General features: G+C 69.0%; 19 protein-coding genes. 12 read left to right on the top strand and 7 right to left on the bottom strand.

The window, feature by feature from the left end:
- Nucleotides 1-32: 32 nt before the first annotated feature.
- Nucleotides 33-1,205: an MFS transporter gene (locus VE326_01055; GenBank protein HYJ31783.1), complete on the bottom strand. Its 1,173-nt coding sequence runs from the start codon at nucleotides 1,203-1,205 to the stop codon at nucleotides 33-35.
- A 76-nt stretch (nucleotides 1,206-1,281) separates the two neighbouring features.
- On the opposite strand from VE326_01055, the gene VE326_01050 reads away from it, so the two are divergent.
- From VE326_01050 to VE326_01020, 7 genes are all read left to right on the top strand, one after another.
- On the top strand, nucleotides 1,282-2,226 hold the full coding sequence (locus VE326_01050) for a ring-cleaving dioxygenase (GenBank protein HYJ31782.1): 945 nt from the start codon (nucleotides 1,282-1,284) through the stop codon (nucleotides 2,224-2,226).
- Between the two features lie 23 nt (nucleotides 2,227-2,249).
- Entirely contained in the window at nucleotides 2,250-3,428 is a 1,179-nt protein-coding gene (locus VE326_01045) for a DUF3798 domain-containing protein (protein ID HYJ31781.1), read from the top strand.
- Nucleotides 3,406-5,049 carry a sugar ABC transporter ATP-binding protein gene (locus VE326_01040; protein ID HYJ31780.1) on the top strand — a complete coding sequence of 548 codons (1,644 nt, stop codon included), beginning with the start codon at nucleotides 3,406-3,408 and terminating at the stop codon, nucleotides 5,047-5,049. Before VE326_01045 ends, VE326_01040 begins: the two co-directional genes overlap by 23 nt.
- Nucleotides 5,046-6,131 (top strand): ABC transporter permease, encoded by a 1,086-nt coding sequence (locus VE326_01035; GenBank protein ID HYJ31779.1) that lies wholly within the window; start codon nucleotides 5,046-5,048, stop codon nucleotides 6,129-6,131. The genes VE326_01040 and VE326_01035 overlap by 4 nt, the downstream gene beginning before the upstream one ends.
- Entirely contained in the window at nucleotides 6,128-7,240 is a 1,113-nt protein-coding gene (locus tag VE326_01030) for an ABC transporter permease (protein HYJ31778.1), read from the top strand. The genes VE326_01035 and VE326_01030 overlap by 4 nt, the downstream gene beginning before the upstream one ends.
- 180 nt (nucleotides 7,241-7,420) lie before the next feature.
- Complete coding sequence (locus VE326_01025; protein ID HYJ31777.1) at nucleotides 7,421-9,838, top strand: phosphoketolase family protein; 2,418 nt, start codon at nucleotides 7,421-7,423, stop codon at nucleotides 9,836-9,838.
- Nucleotides 9,839-9,865: 27 nt separating this feature from the next.
- On the top strand, nucleotides 9,866-11,041 hold the full coding sequence (locus tag VE326_01020; protein HYJ31776.1) for an acetate/propionate family kinase: 1,176 nt from the start codon (nucleotides 9,866-9,868) through the stop codon (nucleotides 11,039-11,041).
- Nucleotides 11,042-11,144: 103 nt separating this feature from the next.
- Here VE326_01020 and malQ read toward each other — a convergent pair whose 3' ends face one another.
- Complete coding sequence (gene malQ / locus VE326_01015) at nucleotides 11,145-12,605, bottom strand: 4-alpha-glucanotransferase (protein ID HYJ31775.1); 1,461 nt, start codon at nucleotides 12,603-12,605, stop codon at nucleotides 11,145-11,147.
- Nucleotides 12,606-12,739: 134 nt separating this feature from the next.
- Here malQ and glgP point away from each other — a divergent pair, with 134 nt between their 5' ends.
- The 5 genes from glgP (at nucleotide 12,740) to VE326_00990 (ending at nucleotide 21,032) form a co-directional block, all read left to right on the top strand.
- Nucleotides 12,740-14,911, top strand: coding sequence for an alpha-glucan family phosphorylase (gene glgP, locus VE326_01010; GenBank protein ID HYJ31774.1), 2,172 nt, complete (start codon nucleotides 12,740-12,742; stop codon nucleotides 14,909-14,911).
- A 35-nt stretch (nucleotides 14,912-14,946) separates the two neighbouring features.
- Nucleotides 14,947-15,663, top strand: a complete 717-nt coding sequence (locus VE326_01005) for a hypothetical protein (protein HYJ31773.1) — start codon at nucleotides 14,947-14,949, stop codon at nucleotides 15,661-15,663.
- 74 nt (nucleotides 15,664-15,737) lie between these two features.
- The gene (locus VE326_01000) at nucleotides 15,738-18,215 is read left to right on the top strand and encodes a S49 family peptidase (GenBank protein HYJ31772.1); all 2,478 of its coding nucleotides are present in this window, start codon (nucleotides 15,738-15,740) and stop codon (nucleotides 18,213-18,215) included.
- A 63-nt stretch (nucleotides 18,216-18,278) separates the two neighbouring features.
- Nucleotides 18,279-20,495 carry a GAF domain-containing SpoIIE family protein phosphatase gene (locus tag VE326_00995; protein HYJ31771.1) on the top strand — a complete coding sequence of 739 codons (2,217 nt, stop codon included), beginning with the start codon at nucleotides 18,279-18,281 and terminating at the stop codon, nucleotides 20,493-20,495.
- 87 nt (nucleotides 20,496-20,582) lie between these two features.
- Nucleotides 20,583-21,032 (top strand): ATP-binding protein, encoded by a 450-nt coding sequence (locus VE326_00990; protein ID HYJ31770.1) that lies wholly within the window; start codon nucleotides 20,583-20,585, stop codon nucleotides 21,030-21,032.
- 383 nt (nucleotides 21,033-21,415) lie between these two features.
- Here VE326_00990 and VE326_00985 read toward each other — a convergent pair whose 3' ends face one another.
- The 5 genes from VE326_00985 to VE326_00965 form a co-directional block, all read right to left on the bottom strand.
- Nucleotides 21,416-22,510 carry an HD domain-containing phosphohydrolase gene (locus tag VE326_00985; GenBank protein ID HYJ31769.1) on the bottom strand — a complete coding sequence of 365 codons (1,095 nt, stop codon included), beginning with the start codon at nucleotides 22,508-22,510 and terminating at the stop codon, nucleotides 21,416-21,418.
- A 205-nt stretch (nucleotides 22,511-22,715) separates the two neighbouring features.
- Entirely contained in the window at nucleotides 22,716-23,456 is a 741-nt protein-coding gene (locus tag VE326_00980; GenBank protein ID HYJ31768.1) for a cytochrome c biogenesis protein CcdA, read from the bottom strand.
- Nucleotides 23,457-23,471: 15 nt separating this feature from the next.
- A complete protein-coding gene (locus tag VE326_00975) occupies nucleotides 23,472-24,065 on the bottom strand; it encodes a TlpA disulfide reductase family protein (GenBank protein HYJ31767.1) in 594 nt (197 codons plus the stop codon).
- 10 nt (nucleotides 24,066-24,075) lie between these two features.
- Nucleotides 24,076-25,407 (bottom strand): glutamine synthetase family protein, encoded by a 1,332-nt coding sequence (locus tag VE326_00970; protein ID HYJ31766.1) that lies wholly within the window; start codon nucleotides 25,405-25,407, stop codon nucleotides 24,076-24,078.
- 58 nt (nucleotides 25,408-25,465) lie between these two features.
- Nucleotides 25,466-25,894 (bottom strand): GNAT family N-acetyltransferase, encoded by a 429-nt coding sequence (locus VE326_00965; GenBank protein HYJ31765.1) that lies wholly within the window; start codon nucleotides 25,892-25,894, stop codon nucleotides 25,466-25,468.
- Nucleotides 25,895-26,035 lie beyond the last annotated feature (141 nt).

Raw genomic sequence — 26,035 nt, 5'->3', positions numbered from 1 at the left:
AGGAAAAGCATAGCATCCGCTCTTACACCGGATCAACGCGCATTTCTTCGGGTTGCGAGCCATGCGAGCGGGCAGGCGACCAGAATGAACGAAAACGCGACCCAGGGAACCGAGGCCAGCCCCGCCCGGTCGGCGATCAGGCCTCCCGTGAGCGGACCCACGATCGTGGCGACGGAGTAGGCGCCCTGGAGCACCCCCAGACCGCCCCCCCGCTGCGACACGCTCGCGACCTCGGCGGCCAGGGTGTTCGCGCTCACGTGCACCAGGCCGTAGAGCGGCGCCGCGTAGAGGATCGCCGCCACGATCGGATCCCGGGTCACGCCCATCGCGGAGTACATGAGCAGGTAGAGGGTGATTCCGACGGCCAGCATGCGCGCCCCGCCGAAGCGCCGCACCAGGGGCGGAATGAACGGGAGACCGATCACCCCCAGCACGCTCGAGATGGCCAGCGCGTAGCGCACCACGCCGAGCGAGGCGTGCAGGCGCTCCACCAGGAAGACCGTGAAGAAGCCCCACATGAGGTAGTTCCCCGCCACGCAGAAGAAGGCAATGACGCAGAGCCGGAAGAGGCGCGGATTGCCGTAGAGCGCCGCGAGGTCGGCGGCGACGCCCGCGGCCCATCCGTGCCGCTCGGGCGCGGGCGCGGGAGGACGGCGCATGTCGGGGAGGAAGCGGGACGCGAGGAGCGCGTTCAGGGCGGTGAGGCCGGCACAGGTCCACATCGCCGCGTGAAGTCCCGGAGCGAGGCCGCCCTCGACCAGGCCCCCGCCGCCCAGGGAGCCGGCGAGCCAGCCGCTCGAATAGGCGAGCAGCACGTAGGTGATCCCCTGCTCCCGCCGCTCCGGGAGAACGAGCGTCGCGTACGCCTTGGCGGTGGGGGCGAGCGTCCCGTAGAGAAGCGACGCGAGGCCGATCCACGCCACGACGCCCAGCCCATGGCGAAGCGCGGGGATTCCGAGCAGGGCGAGCACGTAGCCGGCCGCGCCGACCAGGATGATCGGCTTCATGCGTCCCGTGACGTCGGAGAGACCGCCCCAGAAGTTGCTCGCGACCGCGGTGCCGAGCGCGGGGATCGCGAGCACGAGGCTCAGCACGGCGAAGCTTCGCTCCCCCAGGGACTGGCGGAGGTAGAGCGGGAGGAAGCCCTGGATCAGGGTGACCGCGAAGCCCTCGAGGAACGCCGCGGTCAGGAGGAAGAAGGGCATCGGCCCGATACTACTCGAAGAGGCGCGCCCCTCCGAAACGCTTGCGCCGCGCCGCGCGCGCCCTCACCATCAGCGCATGGAGCGGGTCCATGGGCTGCACCACATCACGGCCATCGCTGGGCCGGCGCAGGAGAACCTCGACTTCTACGCGGGCGTGCTGGGGATGCGCCTGGTGAAGCGGAGCGTGAACCAGGACGATCCCGGCACGTACCACCTCTTCTATGCCGATGCCGCCGGGCACCCGGGAAGCGACCTCACCTTCTTCCCCTGGTCCGAGATGGCGCCCTCGCGCATGGGCCACGGCCTGGCGGTGGAGGTGTCGCTGGAGGCGCCGCGCGGAAGCCTGGACTGGTGGGCGGAGCGCCTCCAGCGCTACGGCATCGCGGCGGATCCGATCGAGGCTCGCTTCGGGCAGCGCGCGCTTCCCCTGAGCGACCCGCACGGCCTGCGCGTCGCGCTCATCGAGGATCCCGCGCCGCGCGATTTCGAGGCGTGGACGGAGAGCCCGGTCCCCGGCGAACGGCAGATCCGCGGCCTCCACGGCGCGCGGCTCTGGGAGCGCGAGGCGGCGCTGACCGCCGCGTTCCTCACGGAAGCGATGGGACTCCGGGCGCTCGCGACCGAAAACGGCTGGACGCGCTACGGCTTCCCCGACGCGGCCGGCTCGGTGGACGTGCGCGAGACGCCCGAGGCGAAGCGCGGGATGTGGGGCGTCGGCAGCGTGCACCACCTGGCGTGGCGCGTCCCCGACGACGAGCGGCAGATGGCCATGCGCGCGCAGGTCGAAGAGGCCGGCGCGCAGGCGACGCCGGTCATCGACCGCTTCTGGTTCCGTTCGGTCTACTTCCGCGAGCCGGGCGGGGTGCTGTTCGAGCTGGCCACCGACGGTCCGGGGTTCGCCGTGGACGAGGACGCGGCCCATCTCGGCGAGACGCTCGTACTCCCCCCCTGGCTGGAGCAGGCCCGGGGGCAGATCGAATCCAGGCTCCCGGAGCTCACGATGCCGCGGGTCGAAGCGTAGTCCATTCCTTGGAGGCACCCATCATGCCGCACCGATCGTTCCTTCCCCTGAGGGCCGCGCTCTCGTTGGCCTCCGGGCTCATTCTTTTCGGGCTTGTCGGATGTCAGAAGAGCGGGACCACGCCGGCCGTCTCGGCCGTACCCGCCGTCGCGACGCCCCAGGTCGCGATCCCCTTCAAGATCGGGGTCATGACGGGCACCGTCTCCCAGGGGGAGGACGAGTTCCGCGCGGGGCAGATGATCGTGGCCAAGTACGGAGCCGACCACGTGAAGCACGTGACCTACCCGGACAACTTCATGCAGGAGCAGGAGACCGTCATCGCGCAGCTCGTGGGACTGGCCTCCGATCCCGACGTGAAGGTGATCATCATCGGGCAGGCCGTTCCCGGCTCCATTCCGGGGCTGCGCAAGATCCGGGAGAAGCGGCCCGACATCAAGGTCGCGTTCGTCACGCCGCAGGACGATCCGGCCCTGGTCAACAACGAGGTCGACATCTGCGTCCAGCCCGACGAGCTGGCCCGCGGGCGGACGATCGTCGGCGTTGCGAAGAAGATGGGCGTGACCGACTTCGTCCACTACTCCTTCCCCCGCCACATGTCGCAGGAGCTGATCGCGCGCCGCTTCGACATCATGAAGACCGCCTGCGCCCAGAACGGCATCAGGATGCACTTCGTCACCGCGCCCGACCCCATGGGCGAGGGGGGGCTGAACGCCACCCAGCAGTTCGTGATGGAGGACGTGCCGCGCGAGCTCAAGCAGTACGGGGCGAAGACGGCATTCTTCTCGACGAACTGCGGGATGATGGACCCGATGATCAAGTCGGTCGTGACGAACGGCGGCTACATCCCCGAGCAGTGCTGCCCCAGCCCGACCCACGGCTATCCCACCGCGCTCGGCATCGCGATCCCCCCGAACAAGGCGGGGGACATGGAGTACATCAGCGCGCAGAACCGGAAGGTGATCGCCGAGCACCACATGACCGGGCACTTCTCCACGTGGCCCGTTCCCGAGGTGATGCTCTCGATCCGAGCCATGACCGATCTCCTGGTCGACGCCCAGATGGGCAAGGCCGACTACAAGGACCCCGCGACGGTGAAGAAGTACATGGAGAGCCTGGCGGCGGGACACGCGATCACGCTCACCAAGTACGACGAGAAGAAGGGCAACTCCTACCTCTTCCTTGTCGACAACATCTACTACTAGGCCCGGCGGCGGCTTCTCCGGCGGCCCGAGAGGCGCGCCGGGCGGGCCGGTCCTCGAGCTTCGCGGGATCACCAAGGAATACGGGGGCCACCGGGTCCTGAACGGGATCTCCCTGTCGGTCGGGGTCGGGGAGATCCACGCGCTGGTCGGCGAAAACGGCGCGGGCAAGTCCACGCTGATGAACATCCTGTTCGGCATGCCGGTCATCCACGAGACCGGCGGCTACGGGGGCGACGTCCTTCTGGACGGCGCCCCCGTTCGCTTCATGGCGCCGGCCGAGGCGATGGCCGCGGGGATCGGGATGGTGCACCAGGAGTTCATGCTCCTCCCGGGCTTCCGCGTCGCCGAGAACATCAAGCTGAACCGGGAGCCCACGCGCCGGAACCTCCTCTCGCGCATCGCCGGCCGCGGCCTCGAGCGGCTCGACATCGCGGCGATGCGCGCCGACGCGCGGCGCGCGCTGGACCGGGTCGGCCTCTCGATCGACGAGTGGATGCCGGTCGCCGGCCTTCCCGTGGGTCACATGCAGTTCCTCGAGATCGCGCGCGAGGTGGACAAGCAGGCGCTCCGGCTCCTGATCTTCGACGAGCCGACCGCCGTCCTGACCGAGACCGAGGCGGCGCGGCTGCTCCAGTCGATGCGCGCCTTCGCCGACGCGGGGATCGCCGTGCTCTTCATCACCCACCGCCTGGACGAGGTGAAGGCGGTGGCGGACCGGATGACGGTGCTGCGCGACGGCGAGGTGGTCGGGACGCCCGATCCCCGCTCGACGTCGGTCGTGCGGATCGCGGAGCTGATGGTGGGCCGCCCCGCGATGGCGGTGGCGCACCGGAGCGGGCCGGCCGAGGGAGCGGCCGTGACGCTGGCTTGCGAAGGGCTGCGGGTCGCGATGCCCGGAGAGCCGGTCGAGGGGGTGACGCTCTCGATCCGGGAGGGAGAGATCTTCGGCATCGGCGGCCTCGCGGGCCACGGGAAGCTGGGGATCGCCAACGGGGTCATGGGACTCTATCCCGCCACGGGCCGCGTCCTCCTTCGCGGCGAGCCGCTCCCGCTGAACGACCCGCGGGGAGCCCTGCGCCGCGGGCTCGCGTTCGTCTCGGAGGATCGCCGCGGGGTCGGCCTCCTGCCCGACGAATCGATCGAGCTGAACATCGCGCTCTCGGCGCTGGAGGCGCAGGGGCGCTTCCTGCACCGCTTCCCGATCCCGGCGCTTCGGCCGCTGGACCGGAGGGCGCTGCGCGATCACGCGCAGGAGATGATCCGGCGGCTCGACGTGCGCACGACGGGCGCGGCGCAGCAGGTGCGCCGTCTCTCGGGAGGCAACCAGCAGAAGGTCTGCCTCGCGCGCGCCATGACGCTGCGGCCGCGGGTCCTGTTCGTGAACGAGCCGACGCGCGGCATCGACGTGGGCGCCAAGGAGCGCGTGCTCGAGATCCTGGCGGGCTTGAACCGGGACGAGGGGGTGACGCTGGTGGTCACGTCGTCGGAGCTCGCCGAGCTGCGCGCGATCTGCGACCGGATCGCGATCGTCTATCACGGCCGGGTGGCCGCGATCCTTCGCCCGGATGCCCCCGATGCCCAGTTCGGACTGGCGATGGCCGGGGAGACCGCGGCCGCGTGAGCGCCGTCTCGGGCGGTACCACGGCAGGGGGCGGCGGCATCGGCGGGCGCGCGCGCGGGCTCGTCGCCGAGATGGGCGTGCCGCGGCTCTTGATCGCGGGCTTCGTCGTCGCGCTCTTCGCCACGGCGGTCGCCACGCACATGGACCTCGGCTCGCTGGTCACCGACTCCATCGTGCGCGTCGCGCGCAACGGCATCCTGGTGCTCGCGCTGCTTCCCGCCATCCAGGGAGGCGTCGGGCTCAACTTCGGGCTGCCCCTGGGCGTCATCTGCGGCCTGATCGGCTGCGTCTACGTGCTGAACGCGGGGATCGGCGGCGTGGCGGGATTGGCCGCCGCCACCGGCATCGGCGTCGCGCTCGCGATCCCGGTGGGGATCGGCTACGGATGGCTTCTGAACCGCACGCGCGGCCAGGAGATGATGGTCGGCACCTACCTGGGATTCGCCGCCGTCTCGGGGATGTCGATCTTCTGGCTGCTCGCCCCCTTCACCAATCCCACCCTGGTCTGGGCGATCGGCGGGAAGGGGCTCCGCACCACGCTCGCGATGCCGCTCGACTCCACCAAGGTGCTCGACCGCTGGCTCCAGTTCACGGTGGCCGGCGTGACCTTCCCGACGGGCGCCATGCTTGCGTTCCTGGGGCTCTGCGCGCTGGTCTCCTGGTTCTTCCGCACGCAGATGGGGATCACCATCGCCGCCGCGCGCAGCAACCCCCGGTTCGCGCGCGCCGCGGGGATCTCCGACGAGCGCACGCGGGTGCAGGCCACCGTGCTCAGCACCGTGCTCGCCGCGATCGGCATCGTGATCTACAGCCAGTCGTACGGGTTCGTGCAGCTCTACACCGCACCGCTCCTCATGGCCTTCCCCGCGATCGCCTGCATCCTGATCGGCGGCGCCTCGGTGACCCGCGCGACGGTGGCGCACGTGATCATCGGGACCATCCTGTTCCAGTCGATCCTGACCACCGCGCTGCCGGTGACGAGCCAGGTGATCGAGGGGGACATCTCCGAGACCGCGCGGCTGATCATCCAGAACGGGATGATTCTCTATGCGCTGACGCGCATGGGAGGCACGCGCGAATGACCGCCGATCCGGTGGCGGCCGGCCCGGCGTCGCGGGGAAAGCGCCGCGGCCTGGGCACGCGGATCACGAACCAGGCGGTGCCGATCCTCTTCGCCGTGCTCTGCCTCTTCGGAATCGGGGTGGCCAAGATCACGCCGCCCTTCCTGATCGGCGAGCTGCTCGTGCGGGTGGGGCGAAACAGCGTTCTCGTGCTCGCGCTGTTGATCCCGATCCTGGCGGGACTGGGACTGAACTTCGGCATCGTGATCGGCGCCATGGCCGGCCAGCTCGCGGCGATCCTCGTCGTGCACTGGGGCGGCAAGGGGATCGGCGGGTTCGGCGCGGCCTGGGTCCTGGCGACGCCCCTGGCCCTGCTGTTCGGAATCGCGACCGGGATGCTCTTCAACAAGGCCAAGGGACGCGAGATGGTGACCGGGCTCATCGCCGGCTTCTTCGCCAACGGGCTCTATCAGCTCCTCGTGCTCTTCGCCTTCGGATCGCTGATCCCCTTCCACGATCCTGGCATGGTGCTGCCGCAGGGCTACGGGCTGCGCAACACCGTGGACCTCACGTCGATCCAGTACGCCGTGGACGATCTGATCCGGCTGCGGGTGCCGCTCGAGGGCGTGGAGACGCGCGTGCCCGTGGTGTCGTACGCGGTCGTGCTCGCCTTCTGCCTCTTCACGATGTTCTTCTTCCGCACCAAGCTGGGCCAGCAGTTCCGCGCCATGGGCCAGGACCCGCACGTCGCCTCGATCGCCGGCATCCCCGTGGACCGAAATCGCCTGATCGCGACCGTCCTGTCCACGCTGTTCGCCGCCTGGGGACAGCTCCTCTTTCTTCAAAACATCGGCACCATGAACACCTACAGCTCCCACGAGCAGGTCGGCATGTTCGCGATCGCCGCATTATTGGTGTCGGGCGCGACCGTGACGCGCGCCACCGTGGGGCAGGCGATCCTGGGCACGATCCTGTTCCACACGCTGTTCATCGTCTCACCGCTGGCCGGGAAGGCGCTGGCCGGCGACGCGCAGATCGGGGAGTACTTCCGGGTCTTCGTGGCCTACGCGGTGATTACGGTGGCGCTGGTGCTGCATGCGTGGCAGGTGGCGCGGGAGGCGCGGGAGTAAGTCGCGATTACCCGCGACCCGACAAGGGCCGAGTTGACATAATCCACGTCCGCAACATGCTCTGGAGCATGTTGTTGGGTCACTACGGCACGTCCCCGCGGCAGGGCCACTCCTCGGCCGTGACTTGATCTTCGGGTGTATAGCGCCCAGCATGGGAGTGCATTCGAAAGGAGCCTCTCCATGGGCCGATCGACGTCTCCGTACCCGGCAGCGCCAGCTGAGCCTAAGCCCGCCCTTCCCGAGTTCGAGCAGGAACGATTCCTGAGATACCGCCGCGCCGTGGACTACATCGCGGCGGCGCAGATCTATCTTCGCGACAACCCCCTGCTGAAAGAGCCGCTCCGCCCCGAGCACATCAAGGATCGCCTGCTCGGCCACTGGGGCACCGCGCCCGGCATCAACACGATCTACGCGCACCTGAACCGGCTGATCCTCGAGCGTGACGCCAATATCATGCTCGTCACCGGTCCGGGACACGGCGCGGCCGCGAACATGGCGAACCTCTGGCTCGAGGGGACGCTCGCCGAGTTCTACCCCAAGCTCTCGCGCGACGAGGCGGGGCTCCGCGAGCTGTTCCGCGAGTTCTCCTGGCCGTACGGTTTCCCGAGCCACCTGAGCCCCAGCATCCCGGGCGTGATCCATGAAGGAGGGGAGCTGGGGTACGCGCTCGCGACCTCCTTCGGCGCGGCGCTCGACAATCCGACCCTCACGGTGGCCTGCATCGTAGGCGACGGCGAAGCGGAGACGGGTCCAACCGCGGGCGCGTGGCACAGCGCCAAGTTCATCAACCCGGAATCGGACGGAGCGGTGCTCCCGATCCTGCTCCAGAACGGCTTCAAGATCTCGAACCCCACGATCGTGGCGACGATGAGCGAGGAGGAGGAGACGGCGCTCTTCCGCGGCTACGGCTACGAGCCGCGCTACGTGGACGATGGGCCGGAGCTGGACCCGGCGATGGGCGCCGCGATGGACTGGGCGCACGACGAGATCGCGCGGATCCAGCGGCTCGCGCGCGGGGGCACGCCCGAGGCGCGTCCGCGCTGGCCGATGCTGATCTATCGCATGCCCAAGGGGCGCGGCTGCCCTCCGGAGCTGGACGGCGAGCGGATCGCGGGAACCTTCCGAGCGCACCAGGTGCCGGTGAAGGATCCCAAGAACAACCCGAAGCATCTGGAAGCGCTGGAGCGGTGGCTGCGCTCGTACCGGCCGGAGGAGCTGTTCGACGCCGAGGGCCGTCCCGATTCCGATCTCCTCGAGCTCTGCCCGGTCGGGTCGCGGCGCATCGCGATGAACCGCGCCTCGTTCGGCGGCGACGTCCGCCAGCCGCTCGCGCTGCCGCCGCTCGAGGAGTTCGCGGTCAAGGTGGAGCGCCGCGGGGCGCCGATGGTCAGCCACATGGGACCGTTCGGGGACTATCTCGCCGAGGTCCTCGTCCGGAACGAGAGTGCGCGGAATTTCCGCATCGTCTGCCCGGACGAGCTGGAATCGAACCGGCTCTCCGCCGTGCTGCGCGTGACCGACCGCCAGTACTGCTGGCCGGTGCCGGACGGCTCCGAGCACATCGCGCGCTACGGCCGCGTCATGGAAGTGCTCTCCGAGCACAACTGCCAGGGGTGGCTGGAGGGCTATCTCCTCACGGGCCGCCACGGGCTCTTCCCCTGCTACGAGGCCTTCATCCCGATCGTGGACGGGATGATGAATCAGTACGCCAAGTTCCTGAAAGCCTCCCTCGAGGTGCCGTGGCGGAAGCCGGTCGCCTCGCTCAACTACCTGCTCACGTCCGAGGCGTGGCGCCAGGATCACAACGGCTTCTCGCACCAGGGGCCCGGTTTCATCAACAACCTGCTCACGAAGAAGGGGGAGACCTACCACATCTTCCTCCCGCCCGACGCGAACACGCTGCTCGTCACCATGGAGCACTGCTTCCAGTCGACGCAGCACATCAACCTGGTGGTCGCGGGGAAGCAGCCGATGCCGCAGTGGCTGAGCCTGGAGGAAGCGCGCGAGGAGTTCCGCGTGGGCGCGAGCGTCTGGCGATGGGCCAGCACGAACGAGGGGGAGGATCCCGACGTGGTGCTGGCGGCGAGCGGCGACAACCTGACGGTGGAGGCCGTGGCCGCCGCGCAGATCCTGCGCGAGGAAGTGCCCGACTGGCGCGTGCGCGTGGTGAACGTGATGAACCTGCTCGCGCTGGGCATCCCGCAGAAGTATCCGCATGGGCTGGACGAGGAGCGCTTCCAGCGGATCTTCCCGATCACCGCGCCGGTCATCTACAACTTCCACGGCTACACCGCGGCGATCAAGCAGCTCTGCTGGGAGCGGCCGATGAACGAGCGCTTCGACGTGAACGGCTACCGCGAGGAGGGCTCGACCACGACGCCGTTCGACATGCACATCCGCAACCGAACGAGCCGGTGGCACGTGGTGATCCAGTCGGCGCAGAAGATCGCGGCGCGGAAACCGTCCGCGGCGGCCCGCGCCGAGGAGCTGATCCGCCGCTACGAAATGAAGATCGCCCGGCACCGCGCCTACGTCGAGGAACATGGCGTCGACCCGCCCGAGATCGCGGCGACGAAGTGGCAGGACGTGAAGCTCTAGGCGCGTGGGGCCGAGTGTGCGCGCCTTATGACGGTTCGGAGCTCGAGCGCGGGCGGACCGTTCATCCTCTGCCTGAACGCGGGATCGAGCACGCTCAAGGCCTCGCTGTTCGAGGCGCGCCCCGATGGCGGCGTGGCGGAGATCGAAGGGCGCGCCGTCACGGTCGATCGCATTCCGAGCGCGGAGTCGTTGGATGAGGCGCTGCTCGCGCTGGGCGTGTCCCCGGAAACCGATGCGATCGCCGCGGTCGGCCACCGGATCGTGCACGGCGGCACCGAATTCCGCGAGGCGGTGCGCGTGACGGCGGCCGTGAAGGACGCGATCGCGCGCCTCTCGGCTCTTGCCCCCCTCCACAATCCGCCCGCGCTCGCGGCGCTGGAGGCCGCAGAAGAGCGCTTTCCCGGCGTGCCTCACGTCGCCGCGTTCGACACCGCGTTCTTTCGCGACCTGCCCTTGGAGCAGGTCGTCTATCCCCTTCCCTTCTCCTGGTACGAGCATTGGGGCGTGCGGCGGTTCGGGTTCCACGGGCTCAGCCACTCCTACGGCTCGGAGCGCGCGGCCTCGATGCTGGGCGGCCCCTCCGCGCGCCATCGGATCGTGACGCTGCACCTGGGAAACGGCTGCTCCGCCAGCGCCGTCGTCGGCGGGAAGCCGGTCGCGACGACCATGGGCTTTACGCCGATGGAAGGGCTGATGATGGGAACGCGCTCGGGCTCCGTGGATCCCGGGATCCTCGTCTACGCGCTGCGCCAGGGAGCGCTCACGGCGCGCGAGCTGGACGAGACGTTGAACCACCAGTCCGGGCTGCTCGGCGTCTCGGGAGTCTCCGGGGATTTCCGCGCGGTCACGGCCGCGGCGGACCAGGGGCACGAGCAGGCCCGTCTCGCCCTTGCGATCTACGCGGCGCGAATCAGGGGCGCTGTCGGAAGCCTCGCGGCGGCCATGGGCGGAGTCGACGCGCTCGTGTTCACGGCAGGCGTCGGAGAGCATGCGGCCCCGCTTCGCGCCGAAGTCTGTCGCGGTCTCGAATTCCTGGGCGCGCTGATCGACCTGGACCGGAACGCCTCGGCTTCACCCGACGCCGACGTCTCCTTGGAGCGCTCTCCCGTTCGAATTCTCGTGATCCGCGCCCGGGAAGACCTGGTCGTCGCGCGGGCGGCGAGGGTCGCGCTGGACAAGAGCGTGTCGGCCCCGATCGAGTGAAGGCGCCACCCCGGGATGTCTTCGATTCACTTTTTCCGACGGCGGATCGTCGAGACCAGCGAAGCGATGAACAGCAGCATCAGCGCGGCGAAGAGCACCCATCTCATGATCCCGTCCTCCCGCTGGCATGGGCCCCGGCGCGCAGTCGGGCCGCCAGCTCCGGCGTGAGCGCTCCCTCCCCGAGCCGGAACTCCCAGTTCCCTTCCGCCACCGACGGCGTGTTCATCCGCGCCTCGGTTCCCAGGCCCAGGACGTCCTGAACGGGGACGATCGCCCGCTCGGCGGCGGAGCGGTAGAGGGCGAGGATCATCCGCCACGCGATATCGCCGCCGTCGCCGCCAACCGTCTCGAGCGCGCGGGCGCGCTCCCACGCCGGCGCCTTCTCGAACCATCCGCGCGTCGTGTCGTTGTCGTGGGTTCCCGTGTAGGCGACGCAGTGCTCGGGGTAGCGCGCGGGATGATGCAGGCTGTCCGGAGAATCGAATCCGAACTGCATCACGCGCATGCCCGGTAACCCCGTGGCATGCAGAAGCGCCCGCACGTCGTCGCCGACGATGCCGAGATCCTCGGCGATGAATGGCAGCCCTCCGAGCGCGGCGCGAGCGGCGTCGAAGAATCGCTCGCCCGGCCCGGGCTCCCACCGACCCTCGATCGCCGTCTTCGCCCCGGCGGGCACCGCCCAGTAGGACGCGAATCCCCGGAAGTGATCGAGCCGCACGAGATCGAACTTCCGAAGCTCCGCGCGCAGCCTCCGGATCCACCACGCGAATCCGTCCGCTTCCAGCCGGTCCCAGCGATACAGCGGATTCCCCCAGAGCTGCCCGGTCGCGCTGAAGTAGTCGGGCGGTACGCCGGCGACGTCCGTGGGCCGAAACGCCGCGTCCAGGCGGAACCACTCCGGCGCGGCCCACACGTCGGCGCTGTCGAGGGCGACGTAGATGGGAATGTCGCCGAGAATCGCGATCCCCCGGGCGCCCGCCGCCTGACGGACCCGATCCCACTGGCGGAAGAAGAGCCATTGAAGGTACGCTTGATAGTCGATTTCGTCTCGCAGCGCGCGGCGGGCCTCCTCGAGCGCGGCGGGATGGCGGCCGCGGAGCGCGGGCTCCCATTGGGTCCAGGGTGCTCCGCCATGGGTTCGCTTCAGGGACGCAAACAGCGTCCAGTCGTCGAGCCACTCGGCCTGGGACGGAGCCGCGCGGAAGGCGGCCAGCTCGTCCATCGCGCGCGGGTCTCCGCGCGCGGAATCCCACGAGGCACGGAGCAGGGTGTCTTTTCGCCGCGCGGCGGCGGCGTAGTCGACGCGCGGGCCGCTCGGGGTGGTGGGCGCCGTACCGGAGCCCGGGACGGCGAGCAGCAGCGGACTGCCGGCGCGCGTCGAGATGCCCGAGTACGGAGAGTTGCCGGGTCCCGTCGGGCCGAGCGGAAGCACCTGCCAGATCGACTGGCCCGCGTCGGAGGCCCAGTCGAGGAAGCGGTCCACGGCTGCGCCGAGATCGCCGATCGGTTCGGAGCCGGGAAGGGACGTCGGATGAAGGACCAGCCCCGCCACTCGGCGCGTCATGCGCGCGGCGGAATGCGACGCCCGAAAGTCATCGACGCGATCATCGCGATAGTCTACAAGGGAACCCTTCACCATGACGAGACGACTCCGAGCATGAGAACGCCGATCTTTCGAGGAGCCCGCGCGTGACCCCGATGCCGCCCATTCCGGCGCGTCTGGGCCGCCTGGCCGAGCTGGCGCAGAACCTCTGGTGGAGCTGGAATCCCGAGGCGCGCGAGCTGTTCCGCCGCATCGACACGCCGCTCTGGCGTCAGACCCATCACAATCCCGTCCGCCTCTTGCAGGAGATCACTCCCGAGCGGCTCTCCCAGGCCGCCGCCGATCCCGAGAACGCGCGGCTCTACGATCAGGTCGTGGCGGCGTTCGACCAGGCGCTGGCCGGAAAGCCCTCCTGGTGCTCGCAGGCCTATCCCGAGCTGAGCGACAAGCTGGTCGGCTTCTTCTCGGCGGAGTACGGCGTGCATCAGTCGCTCCCCTTCTACGCGGGCGGCCTCGGCGTGCTCGCGGGGGACATCGCGAAGGAGGCGAGCGACCTCGGCATCCCGATGGTGGGCGTCGGATTCATGTATCCGCAGGGGTACTTCCGGCAACGCGTGAACGCCGAGGGACGCCAGGAGGAGATCTACGAGCAGATCGACCGGAACAAGGTTCCGGTGGAGCACGTGCTGGCGCCGGACGGCAGCCGCCTCACCATTCCCCTGTCGCTGCCCGACCGCACCGTGCTGGTCGAAGCCTGGCGCGTGCGCGTCGGCCGGACGATGCTCTACCTGCTCGACACCGACCTCGACGAGAACGCCCCCTGGGATCGCGAGCTGACGGCGCGCCTCTACGGCGGCGATCAGACCGTGCGCCTTTTACAGGAAATCGTGCTCGGCGTCGGAGGGGTGCGGCTCCTCCGCGCGCTCGGGTTGAAACCCGCCATCTGGCACGCCAACGAAGGGCACACCGCGTTCATGATGCTCGAGCGCGCGCGCGAGGCGCTGGGCGAGGGCCGCGGCTTCGACGAAGCCGTCGCCGGCGTGCGCGCCGCGTCGCTCTTCACCACGCACACGCCGGTGCCGGCGGGGCATGACGCGTTCCCCATGGACATGGTCGAAGCGCAGCTCTCGCGGGTCGAGGGTTTCGGCGGTCCTCTGGATTCGCTGCGCGGCCGCCTCCTCGCGCTCGCCGAATACCACGGCGCCTTCAACATGACCGTGCTGGCGATGCGGCTGGGGGGACGCGTGAACGCGGTGAGCCGGCGGCACGGCGAGGTGACGCGCAGGATGTGGGCCCCGCTCTGGCCCGGCACGCCCGAGTCGCAGATCCCGATCGCCGCCATCACGAACGGCGTGCACGTCCCCACCTGGATCGGGTCGGAGACGAACCGGCTGCTCCGGAAGCGTCTCGGCGCGGACTGGATGGCGCGGCACGACGATCCCAAGCTGTGGGCGACCGCCTCCGAAGTGCTCCCCGACGAGGCGCTCTGGCAAAGCCGATGCGCGCTGAAGCAGGCGCTGCTCGAGTACATGCGCGATCGCGTGCGGTCGCGCTGGTCGCAGGACCGGGTCGAGCCGGGGCAGACGGTGGCGTTCGGCTCGATGCTGGATCCCGAGGCGTTCACGATCGGCTTCGCGCGCCGCTTCGCCACCTACAAGCGCGCGGACCTCATCCTGCACGACATGGAGCGCCTGAAGCGGCTGCTCACCGACCCGCGGCGTCCGGTGCAGATCGTCTTCGCCGGGAAGGCGCACCCCGCCGACGAAAACGGCAAGCAGATGCTGCAGTCGGTCTACCGGGCCGCGCGCGATCCGGAGATCGCGGGGCGCATGGCGTTCCTCGAGGACTACGACATGCACGCGGCCCACTGGCTCACGCAGGGGGTCGACCTCTGGCTGAACAACCCGCGCGCGCCGCTGGAGGCGAGCGGAACGAGCGGGATGAAGGCGGGGCTGAACGGCATTCCCAGCGCGAGCATCCTGGATGGCTGGTGGGTGGAGGGCTACGAGGGGGGGAACGGGTGGGCCTTCGGCCCCAAGCCCGGCTCCGAGGCGGCGGACGACGCCGATCCCGGCGCGGCCGACGCCCGCGACGCCGATTCGCTCTATCGCGCGCTCGAGGAGAAGATCGTGCCCCTGTTCTACGAGCGGAACGGCGACGGCCTGCCGCACGGGTGGCTGCGCGTGGTGCGCCGCGCGATGCAGACCGTCACGCCGGCGTTCTCGGCCCGCCGCATGATGAAGGAGTACGCGGAGAAGATGTACCTCCCCGCGGTCACCTCGCCCGAGGAAGAGCAGCGTCGCCCCGAGGGCGTTCCCGCGCCCTGACGCCCCCTCCCGTTTTGGGGTAGAGTCGTCGCTCCATGCATGGTATCGAAGCGGCCGATTTCCTGACCGTCGGACTCCTCGTCCTCCTGGAAGCGGCCTTGAGCGCGGACAACGCGCTGGTCCTGGCGGTCCTGGTCCTGCCGCTCCCCCGGGAGCACCAGACCCACGCGCTGCGCTACGGCATCATCGGGGCCTTCGCGTTCCGGATCGTCGCGACGCTCTTCGCCGTCCACCTGATCGCCTGGTCGTGGATCAAGCTGATCGGCGGTCTCTATCTCCTCTATCTGCCCTGGAAGCACTTCTCCCACCACGAGTCGGGCAGCATGCCGAAAGCGGCCACGGCCATCCTCGGGCTCTCGGTGTTCTGGAGCACCGTGGTGCGGGTGGAGCTGACCGACGTGGTGTTCGCGATCGACTCGATCCTGGTCGCGGTCGGCATGTCGCGGAAGCTCTGGGTCGTGATCTCGGGCGGCCTCCTCGGCATCCTCGCGATGCGCGTCCTGATCGGGCAGGTGCTGGGACTGGTGCGGCGCTACCCCGCCATCGTGGACGGGGCCTACGTCATCGTCGCCTGGGTCGGAGTGAAGCTCCTCGTCGAATACGCGCACGCGATGCACTGGATCCAGTTCGAGTTCCCGCGGGCCGTCGCCATCGGGGTGGTCCTGGTGCTCTTCGTGCTGAGCGCGATCTACGCGGTGCGGAAGGAGCGGAAGCGCCCCGCGGAGCGGGCTCCGGAAGGAGGCGCGGAGTGATTCTCGCGCCGTCAGGCGCGTGGGAAGGCGGGCGGCGGCGCCGTTTACGGTCCGCTCTCGGCGCTCTCTGCCTCATGTCCCTCGTCGCCGCGCCGGGAGCGGCCGCGCTCCTTCCCTACCGGGAGGCCTCCGATCTCGTCGCGACCACGCCCGCGACCGACGACGGAGCCCTGGGCGCGACGATCAACCCCGCGCAGTGGGGCCTGTTGGAGCGGCCCGAGCTCTCCGGCTTCTGGTACGACCGCGACGCCCCGGGCGGCTTCCGGGCTCCCGGCTCCTGGGGCCTTGCGGCCGGCAGCGGCCTCGGCGTATCGATGCGTCGAACCGACCGCCATGACGACGCGGCGCTGGCGGGGCCGGGGCCGCTCGCGCCGGGAAGGAACCACGTCACCGATTATCAGATCGGCCTGGGGTTCGGTTCCCAGGCGCACGCGAACGGAATCGCGCTCGGCTTCTCCGGCCCCGGCAAGGGCGCCTTCGGACGGTCGGATTTCCTCACGTTCGGAAGCATCCGGCGGCCCACGCGCTGGCTCAGCGCCGGCAGCACGTTCCGCCTCTCGCTCGACGATCGGGAGATGGACGGCGTCATGGACGTGGGAATCCGCCCGCTCTCCGATCCGAGGCTGGAGCTGTTCGGCGCCTACGCGCTGCAGCGCGATCAGCGCTGGGACGACGGCGACCTGGCGGGAGGTATCGCCATCCGCCCCGTTCCGGGGCTTTTCGCCTCCGCCCGCTGGGAGCGCGACGATCGGCTCCAGGTGACGCTGGGCGTGGCCGTCGGACGCGCGGCGTTCCGGGCCGCGCCCCGCTACCGCGGCGGCGACCGAACGCAGACGGCGTACGCGGTCCGGCTGAGCTCCCCCGAGCGCGGGTTCGACCTCGACCGCGCCCTGGCTCCGAAGCGACGTACCCTGGCTCTCGATCTGCGCGGCCGCATGGTCTACCAGTCCTACCGCTACTTCGACCAGGACGCCCTCCCGCTGCGGGAGGTGACCGGGAAGATCCAGTTCGCCGCGGACGATCCCACCGTGGGCGGCGTCGCGGTCAAGCTCTCCGGCTTCGAGGGGAACCTCTCGATGGCGTGGGAGATCCGCGAGAAGCTGATGGCGCTGCGCCGTGCCGGCAAGCGCGTCACCGCGGTCTGCGACAACCTCGGCGCCACGACGCTGTACGTCGCCAGCGCGGCCGACCGGATCGTCATGGACCCGCGAGGCTCGATGATCCTTCCGGGCGTGGCGGCCTCGCGCACCTATGTCCACGATCTCATGGGCAAGCTCGGCATCGGCTTCGAGGAGTGGCGGTTCTACACCTACAAGTCCGCGATGGAGACCTTCTCGCGGGACCGCATGTCCGAAGCGGACCGCGAGCAGTACGGGGCTCTCGTCCGCGCCACCTATGACGAGCTGGCGCGGGCGTTCACGTCGAGCGGCCGCGCCACGCGCGCGGAGTTCGACCGCGTCGTGAACGAGGAGCCCTACATCCCCGCCTCGCGCCTGCTGGAGCTGCACTGGGTGGAAGCGCTGGGGCGATGGGAGGACCTCGAGCGGGCGGAGGTCGGCGCGCCCGCGACGAAGCCGGTCGGCTACCGCGCCCTGCGTGAGCTTCGGTGGGAGCCCCGGGAGCGGTGGGGCAACGATCCGGCGATTGCGGTCGTCTATCTCGTGGGCGACTGCGCCATGGACGAGGGGATCCGCGCCCGGTCGAGCTCGGAGGCGCTCCGCGGCTATCGCAGGGATCGCCGCGTCCGCGGGGTCGTGCTTCGCGTGGACTCGCCGGGAGGCGACCCGCTCGCCTCCGACGTCGTGGCCGAGCAGACGCGGAAGCTCCGCCAGGCGAAGAAACCCGCCGTCGTGAGCCAGGGGCGCGTGGCGGCGAGTGGCGGCTACTGGATCAGCATGGACGGCGACGCGATCCTGACCTCCCCCTTCACCCTCACGGGATCGATCGGGGTGATCGGCGGCTGGGCCTGGAACGAGGGCTTCGGGAAGAAGACCGGCCTCACGTCGGACCATGTTCAGGAGGGAACGAGCGCCGACCTGCTCGGCGGACTTCGCATCCCCTTCCTGGGCGCCACGTTGCCGGAACGAAACCTGAACGAGGGAGAGCGCCGTCTTATCCGTAGATCGTTCGACGAGCTCTATACCGACTTCACCGGCAAGGTGGCGTCGGCGCGGGGGCTGACGACCGAACGGGTGCGGCAGATCGCCGAGGGGCATGTCTACGACGGCGCCGCCGCGATCTCGTTGAGGCTGGCCGACCGCGAGGGCACGTTGGACGATGCGATCGCCGAGGCGAAGCGCCGCGCGGGCATCGGGGCGGGCGAGCCGGTGCGCGTGGTGGAATATCCCGGGCGGCCGCTCCTCCGGCTTCCCTCATTCTTGAAGCCGCCGGGGATCGGGACCGGGAGCGATGCGGCGCCGGTCATCGAGTCGCCGGTCCCGGGCTTCTCGCTCGAGGCGCGAGCGCTCCAGTCGATCCTCGACCGGCCCGGCCGCCCGCTGCTCGTCACCCCGGGGCCGCTGCTTCCCGACGAGCCCGAGCCGGTCCGCTAGGCCGGCCGGTCCGGAGACCGCGCGCGCCCGGACGGCGCGCAACCGGAGTCCGAAGCGCCGCTCATGTACAACGCCACCATCGGCTCGATCTACCTGTTGGTCGCGGGGCTCGTCTTCCTCCTCGGCTTCGTGATCCTGCGCGAGGCGCCTCGGGAGCGCCTGAACCGCGCGACCGCCCTCATGCTGTTCTTCGCGGGTCTGGGCTCGGTGCTCGGCGCGATCGGATTCGTCCTGGAATCGCTGTCGGCGGCCCGCGCCGGCACCAACGACCTGCTGCGCTCCTTCAACTATCTCTGGGAGCTCTTCTTCCCCTCGCTCCTCTACTTCGCCTGCGTCTTTCCGTCGGAAAACCGCCTGATCCGGCGCGTCCCCTTCGCCGCCGGATGGATCTTCGCGCCCCACGTGGCGCACCTCTGCTTCATGGTGCTCGCCTCGCAGGGCGCGCTCTGGGGACGGGTCTCGGCGGCGATGGCGAAGAGCGCCGCCTCCGGCGTCTTCCTCTACCTCCGCATCCCGTTCGAGCTGATCTTCCGCTTCCATCAGCTCCTCTTCTCGATGGTCAATCTGGTGTACATCGCCGCGGCGCTCACGCTGCTCTGGCTGAGCTTCCGCCGGACGACGAACAAGCTGATCCGCGCGCAGGTGCGCACCATCTTCTCGGGGCTCGCCTCCTGCGCGGGGCTCTACGCCATCGCCGTGCCGATCCCGACGCTCCTGAACCACGCCTGGCCGCCCGTGGTCCGCTCGACCCTGATCGTGGCGGCGCTGATCCTGGGCTCGGGCTCCATCGCCTACTCGATCGTGCGCCATCGCTTCCTGGACGCGAACCTGATCGCGCGGAAGTCGATCCTCTATGCGGTGACGTCGGGCTTCCTGATCGGCGTCTACATCACGATCATCCGGCAGGTGGACGCGATGCTCGTGACCACGCCCGGGTACGACACCACGGTGTTCAAGACCGCGATGCTCCTCCTGGCGCTCGTCCTCTTCCAGCCGATCTTCTCCTGGCTGGAGGACGTGCTGGACCGCTACTTCCTGCGCGACCGGGGCGATCACCGCACGCTGCTCCGGCGCATGAGCGCCGAGGTGCTCACGGTGCTCGAGCTGGACACCCTGGCCGAGAAGATCCTCGCCACGCTCCGCGACGGCGTGCCCGCGCGCACCACGGTGCTCCTGATCGCGGCGGACCGGGGAGCGTCGATCGCGCGCGGGTTCGGCGGCAGCGTGGATCTGGGGGAGATCGCGGGCATCCCGCGCACCGCGCTCGCCGCACTCTTCGACGGCGTGCCGCTCCTGCGCCGCGAGGAGGTGCGCCCCCGCTGCGACGAGCGCGGGGTGAGCGAGGCGCTCGATCCCCTGCTCCGCACCGAGCCCTACCTCCTGTTCCCGCTCCGGCACGCCGGCGAGCTGCTCGGGCTGATCGCGCTGGGACGGAAGATCACGGAGATGCGCTACACCGCCGAGGAGAGCGCTCTGTTGCAGACCCTGGCCAACCAGTCGAGTGTCGCGATCAAGAACGGCTTCCTCTACCGGGAGAGCCTCGCCAAGTCGATCTTGGAGGAGGAGCTGGCCGTGGCGCGGCGGATCCAGCAGCAGTTCCTGCCCCAGGTGCTGCCGCGCATGGCCGGCCTCGACATGGCCGCGCTGAATCTGCAGACGCGGGAAGTGGGAGGCGATTACTACGACCTGGTCGACGTCGGCGGCGGCGAGTACCTGGTGGTGATCGCCGACGTCGCCGGAAAGGGCGTGCCCGCGGCGCTTCTCGCCTCGATGGTGCAGGCATCCATCCGAACGCAGGCCCAGGACCGGAAGCCGGTGGGCGAGCTGTTGGGGCGGCTCAACCGCCTGGTCTTCGACGCGACCCCCGACGACCGCTTCGCGACCTGTTTCCTTGCCCGGATCGGCGGCGTGGGGCCGGCCTTCTCCTTCTCGAACGCGGGACACAACTTTCCCATCGTGATGCCGGCTGCGGGGGGATGGCGCTACCTGGAAGAGGGCGGCATTCCGCTGGGCGTGTGGTCCGAGTTCGCGTATCCCGAAGCGTCCGCCAGCCTCCAGGCGGGCGACTCCCTCCTGCTCTACACCGACGGAATCACCGACGCCCGCAACCGGGACGGCGAAGATTACGGCGACGCGCGGCTCCAGGCGCTCGCGACGGGAATGCCCCGCGACTTCTCCGCCGCGCAGATCGTCCACGCCGTCGCCGAGGACGTTTCCCGGTTCACGGGAGGAGCCGACCAGGCGGACGACATCACCCTCGTGGCGCTGAAGACCCGGTGAGGCGGCCGCGGTCGACACGGCGGAGAGGGCGTTACGGCCACGCTACTCCCCGGCGCTACCGGGCGTGGGATTTGCTACAGTAGCGATATGGGCGCGCCCCACGGGTCACCCTCCCTGAACAACGAAAACGCCGTCCGCCTGGTGATCGGGAGCCGCTTCGAGAACCTCGCGGTGGTGCATGCCCTGATCGAAGGAATCGCGCGCGAGCGCAAGATCGACGAGGACACCACCCAGGCCCTCCTCTACGCCGTCATCGAAGCCGGCACCAACGCCATCCAGCATGGAAACGTGTTCGCCGAGGACAAGTCGGTGACGTTCGAGTTTCATCTGGAGGATGGAACGCTGGTCGTGCAGGTGGACGATCGCGGGAAGGGCTTCGACCCCACCAAGGTGGGCAACCCCACCGACGAATCCTCGCTGCTCGAGACCCACGGACGCGGGATCTTTCTCATGAAGCAGCTGGTGGACGACGTGTCCTTCGACGTGCGCCCCGATCACGGGACGACAGTGCGGTTGCGGAAGGCGCTGGCGAAGTAGCCTGAAGGGGCGACCTACTTGGAAAGTCAGCCCGAGAGATCAAGGCTGATCGGAAGCGCCGGTCGCAGAGATGCGCGGCGCTATGAGATGCGCGGCGAGCTGCGACATGCGCTGGAGCATGTGAATTGGTTGACACTTGTCGCCACATTCACACTCGCTAGCGGCGGTGAAATCATGGACAACTGTCGCGACATTCACACGCGCCAGCGCGGGTGAAATCATGAACGGTCGTGGTCGCCAGCGTGGATTGTGCGGCGGGAACATGCTCTGGAGCATGTTAATATAAATATTAGTCCGACCCCTGGATAGCGCCCGGTTGGAACGTTCGAGTCCGTCCGGCGTCGAGGGGGACAGCCCGGGGCCGCGCACCGGGCATCAGCCTGCTACTTCCCGATCTCCTGCCTCGGGGCGCGCGCCTCGATCCTCGGCCGCATGTGCTCCAGCGTGCGCTTCACCGCCGGATAGATCTCCTCGAACGCACCCACGACGCGCGGATCGAAATGGCTGCCCGCGTGCTTCTTCAGCTCGGCCAGCGCGTCCTCTTCGGGCAGCGCCTCGCGGTAGGGGCGTGTCGACGTCATGGCGTCGAAGGCGTCGGCGACGGCCATGATCCGCGCCTCGATCGGGATCTCTTCCCCGACGAGACCGTCGGGGTAGCCGGTGCCGTCGAAATGCTCGTGATGGCTCCGCACGCCGGGCAGCAGGGGATGCAGCAGCGCGATCGGCCGGAGGATGCTCTCGCCGATCAGCGTGTGCATGTCCATCTTCTCCCGCTCGCTCACGTCCAGTGCGTCGCGCTTTCCCAGGATGTTCTCGTCGACGGCGATCTTTCCGATGTCGTGGACCAGGCAGGAGCGGTGGATCATGTCGAGCTGCGCCGGCGGAAGGCCCAGCTGCTTCCCGATCGCCTCGGAGTAGGCCGCGACGCGCACGGAATGCCCCTCGGTATACGGGTCCTTCGCTTCCAGCGCCATCGTGAGCGAGACGATCACGCTCATGAAGAGGTCTTCCAGGTGCACGCGGTGGCGGTCTTCGAGGATCGCCACGCCCGCCAGCGTCGCCAGGGTCTGGAGCGCCGCGGTCTGCTCGGCCCGGAAGCGCAGCGGCGTACCGTGGTTGAGCAGCACCGCGCCCAGATTCTCGCCGTGGGCCTGGATCGGCGCGATCGCGCCCCAGGTCGTCCCCTCGGCATACAGGAACTCGCGCGCCCAGGGAGAGCGCTGCTTCCGATGGAACAGCGTGACCGAGTCCAGGAGGAAGAGCGCCTCCATCAGCTCGGCGCTCGAGCCCGAGAGCACGTAGCCCGACCATTCGGCCAGCGACCCGTCGGCGTAGCGGAAGAGGCACTCGCCGGGACGTTCGCGGGTGAGGATCGCGATCCCGTCGGGCTGGAGCAGGCGGCGCATTCCATCGGCCACCTGGTGCAGCGCCAGGCTGTCGGAATGGAAGGGAACGAGGGAGCGGGCGACTTCGTTCACGCCCTCGATCAGCGCCAGGGCCCCGGGCAGTCCCGGCGGGACCGACGCGTCGGACCGCGGCGTACTGGCCCGCGGCGTAGGGCGCGGCGTACTGGCGCGCGCCGCGCCGGCGCGCGTGACGGGGGTGCTTCGGCTCGGAAGTCGGGTCGGGTTCGTCACGAGGGGAGCATCGGTGTTCCCCTCCGGCATGTTTAGCGTGGGAGCGCTATCCGAGGGCGGGAAGGAAGCGCGAGAGGAACGAGACGAAATAGGTGAAGAGATTGGTGACGAGCGCGATGCCGAATGCAATGAGGATGACTCCCGAGACGATCTCGATCGTGCGAAGTGAACGGCGCAGGCGGCTCGATGCAGCCAGGAACGAATTGAGGCCGAGCGACGCCAGGAAGAACGGCACGCCGAGGCCGAGCGAGTAGACCGTCAGGAGGAGCACGCCGGTCCCCACGGTCTTGGCGGTGCTGGCGTAGAGAAGGATCGAGGCGAGGATCGGACCGATACAGGGGGTCCATCCCGCCGCGAAGGTGACCCCGACCAGCACCGATCCCAACAGCCCGAGCGGCTTCTGCGTGAGCTGGAATTTCCGCTCCCGCGAGAGGGCCGGGATCGGAAGGATCCCGGTCAGGTAGATCCCGAAGATGATGATGAGGACGCCGCCCGCCCGCCGAAGGGTGTCCTGGTGCTCCCGGAGGAACTGCCCGGTCGCCGTGGCCGTCGCCCCCAGGGAGATGAACACGATCGAGAAACCCACGATGAAGGCGAGCGAATGGAGAATGGTGAGGCGCCGCACGCGCGCGCTCTGCTTCTGCGCGGTCAGCTCATCGAACGAGACCCCGGTGATGAACGTGACGTACGAGGGCACCAGCGGAAGCACGCAGGGAGAGACGAACGAGACCACGCCGGCGAGAAACGCGGCGACCAGCGAGATCTGCGGGAGCTGGGTCTCGAACATGCGGGGGGCTTCCGGTCAGCTCGCCTTGGGGAGCGGCTGCGCCGCGAGCAGCGGCTTGATCGTCTGCTCGAACATCTCCGGCGCGGTGTAGCCGATGAAGCGCTGCACGATCTTGCCGTCGCGATCGATGACGAACGTGGTGGGGATCGCGTTGATGTTGCCGTACGTCCGCGCGATCTCTTCGTTGCCGATCAGCATGGTGTAGTTGACGTCGTGTTCGTCGGCGAACGGCTTCACGTCCCGCGCACCGCCCGCGTCCAGCGACACCCCGACGATGGCGAGGCCCTGGTCGCGGTACTTGGCCTGGAGGTTCACCAGGTGGGGGACTTCCATCTTGCAGGGACCGCACCAGGTGGCCCAGAAGTCCAGGATCAGGACCTTCCCCTTGAGCGAGGAAGAGGCGACCTGGTTGCCGGCCATGTCGGGGAGCGTGAATTCGGGCGCCTGCGAGCCCACTTCCCCATGCGAGACGGCCGCCGGGCCGCTGCCCGCGCCCGTCTTGCCCGACGGGGCGCCGCAGGAGGCCATGGCCGCTCCCAGGATGCCGGCCAGAACGAGCCGTGCCGCGCCCCGAAGGGCGCGGCCGGCCGAAGACGACGAGCCCGCCACGCGGGCCTTCTTAGAGAATCGGATAGTATTCATTGAGCTCGTAATCGGTGACGTAGGTCCGGTAATTGTCCCACTCGATCCGCTTGTTCTCGACGAATTTCTGGAAGACGTGCTCGCCCAGGGCGTCCTTCACCAGGCGCGACTTCTCGGTCAGCTCGACCGCCTCGATCAGGCTCCCCGGAAGGCTCTCGATGCCGTTCTTCTTCCGCTCGGCGGCGTCCATCTCGTAGATGTCCTCCTCGATGGGGGGGCGGAGCGTGAGCGCCGCGTCCATCCCCTTGAGACCCGCCGCGAGCATGACCGAGAACGCGAGGTAGGGGTTGCAGGCCGGATCCGGACAGCGAAGCTCGATCCGGGTGGCCTTCTCCTTACCGGGTTTGTACATGGGTACCCGGACCAGGGCCGAACGGTTCCGCTGACCCCAGGCGATGTAGACCGGCGCCTCGAATCCCGGCACCAGACGCTTGTACGAGTTGACCCACTGGTTGGTGACCGAGGCGATCTCCCGCATGTGCTGAAGGATCCCCGCCAGGTAGGCGCGCCCCGCCTTGGACAGGTGGTGCTTGTCCTTGGAGTCGAAGAAGACGTTCTTGCCGCCCTTGAAGAGCGACTGGTGGACGTGCATCCCGCTCCCGTTCTGCCCGTGCACCGGCTTCGGCATGAACGTGGCGTAGCACCCGTTCTGGCGGGCGATCTCCTTCACGACGTAGCGGTAGGTGATCGTCTGGTCGGCCATCTTGAGCGCTTCGGAGTAGCGGAGATCGATCTCGTGCTGGCTGTGCGCCACCTCGTGGTGCGACGCCTCGACCGAGATCTCCATGGCCTGGAGCGCCTCCACCGTCTTGGAGCGGAGCTCGGTGCCGAGATCGTCGGGGGTCTGGTCGAAGTAGCCGGCGGCGTCCAGGAGCGAGCGATCTTTGAGCGACCGGAAGTAGAAGTACTCCAGCTCCGGGCCCAGGTAGAACGTGTAGCCTTCCTTGTCCAGCTTCTTCAGCGCGCGCTTCAGGACGTAGCGGGTGTCGCCGGCGTATGCCGAGCCGTCCGGGTTCAAGATGTCGCAGATCATCCGTCCCGCGTGCTCGTTGTTGACCTTCCAGGGGAGGAGCTGGAACGTGGAGGGGTCCGGCATCGCGACGAGATCGCTTTCGTAGATGCGCGCAAAGCCCTCGACCGAGGAGCCGTCGACGCCCACGCCCTCGTCCAGGGCGGTGGCCAGCTCGCGGCGCGTGATCGCGACGCTCTTCAGCTGACCGAGGATGTCCACGAACCACAGGTGGATCATCTCGACGTCCTGCTCCTCGCAGAACTTCACCACGTCCTTCGCCGACTTCAACCCATCCATTCCGTACCCTTCCTTTCCCCAGGGGGGCCTTGGGCGCGCGGCCCGGTTGGCTCCGCCGCTAGCGGCGGAGCATCATCGTCATCTCCCGCTCCGGCATGAAGCCCAGCCGCTCGTAGAAACCGTGCTTGTCCGCCGTGAGCAGGAGAAAGTGGGATACCGATCGCAGATCGGGGTGATCGAGCACGAATCGCATCATCGAGAGGCCGATTCCACGTCGCCGGTGCGAGGGCCGCACGATCACGTCCCAGATCGTCGCGCGGAACGTGAGGTCGGAGATGACGCGGGCGAAACCGACCAGCTGGCCGGCCTCCCAGGCCGTCACCACCGGGTGGGAATGCTCGAGGGCGCGGCGAACGGCATCCACCGAGCGGCCCTTGGCCCACCACGTGTCTTCGTACAGCGCGAGAATCCGGGTCACGTCGAGGCGCGCGCGATCGTCCGTGATGTCGATGGGCGTGTGCGCGGCCGGAGGTACTGCGTGCGGCATGCGGAACCATAGCCGAGCGTCGCCGAACGCGTCAAGCCGCCATCCACGACCCGCTCCAGTACGGACCCCTACGTGCCGATAGATTCCGGGAACAAGGACTATGGGGGTGGCGTGGCGATTCGCACGTTCGATCGTCGAGAT

The organism is Candidatus Binatia bacterium (genome assembly GCA_035631035.1).
Classification (GTDB): domain Bacteria; phylum Eisenbacteria; class RBG-16-71-46; order SZUA-252; family SZUA-252; genus DASQJL01.
This window is presented reverse-complemented; position numbering and strand designations above follow the sequence as displayed.

Excerpts from the sequence above, each read along its gene's own strand:
- VE326_01055 (HYJ31783.1), bottom strand. The coding sequence starts at position 1,205 with ATGCCCTTCTTCCTCCTGACCGCGGCGTTCCTCGAGGGCTTCGCGGTC.
- VE326_01050 (HYJ31782.1), top strand. The coding sequence starts at position 1,282 with ATGGAGCGGGTCCATGGGCTGCACCACATCACGGCCATCGCTGGGCCG.
- VE326_01045 (HYJ31781.1), top strand. The coding sequence starts at position 2,250 with ATGCCGCACCGATCGTTCCTTCCCCTGAGGGCCGCGCTCTCGTTGGCC.
- VE326_01030 (HYJ31778.1), top strand. The coding sequence starts at position 6,128 with ATGACCGCCGATCCGGTGGCGGCCGGCCCGGCGTCGCGGGGAAAGCGC.
- VE326_01025 (HYJ31777.1), top strand. The coding sequence starts at position 7,421 with ATGGGCCGATCGACGTCTCCGTACCCGGCAGCGCCAGCTGAGCCTAAG.
- VE326_01020 (HYJ31776.1), top strand. The coding sequence starts at position 9,866 with ATGACGGTTCGGAGCTCGAGCGCGGGCGGACCGTTCATCCTCTGCCTG.
- malQ (HYJ31775.1), bottom strand. The coding sequence starts at position 12,605 with ATGACGCGCCGAGTGGCGGGGCTGGTCCTTCATCCGACGTCCCTTCCC.
- glgP (HYJ31774.1), top strand. The coding sequence starts at position 12,740 with ATGCCGCCCATTCCGGCGCGTCTGGGCCGCCTGGCCGAGCTGGCGCAG.
- VE326_01005 (HYJ31773.1), top strand. The coding sequence starts at position 14,947 with ATGCATGGTATCGAAGCGGCCGATTTCCTGACCGTCGGACTCCTCGTC.
- VE326_01000 (HYJ31772.1), top strand. The coding sequence starts at position 15,738 with ATGTCCCTCGTCGCCGCGCCGGGAGCGGCCGCGCTCCTTCCCTACCGG.
- VE326_00995 (HYJ31771.1), top strand. The coding sequence starts at position 18,279 with ATGTACAACGCCACCATCGGCTCGATCTACCTGTTGGTCGCGGGGCTC.
- VE326_00990 (HYJ31770.1), top strand. The coding sequence starts at position 20,583 with ATGGGCGCGCCCCACGGGTCACCCTCCCTGAACAACGAAAACGCCGTC.
- VE326_00980 (HYJ31768.1), bottom strand. The coding sequence starts at position 23,456 with ATGTTCGAGACCCAGCTCCCGCAGATCTCGCTGGTCGCCGCGTTTCTC.
- VE326_00970 (HYJ31766.1), bottom strand. The coding sequence starts at position 25,407 with ATGGATGGGTTGAAGTCGGCGAAGGACGTGGTGAAGTTCTGCGAGGAG.
- VE326_00965 (HYJ31765.1), bottom strand. The coding sequence starts at position 25,894 with ATGCCGCACGCAGTACCTCCGGCCGCGCACACGCCCATCGACATCACG.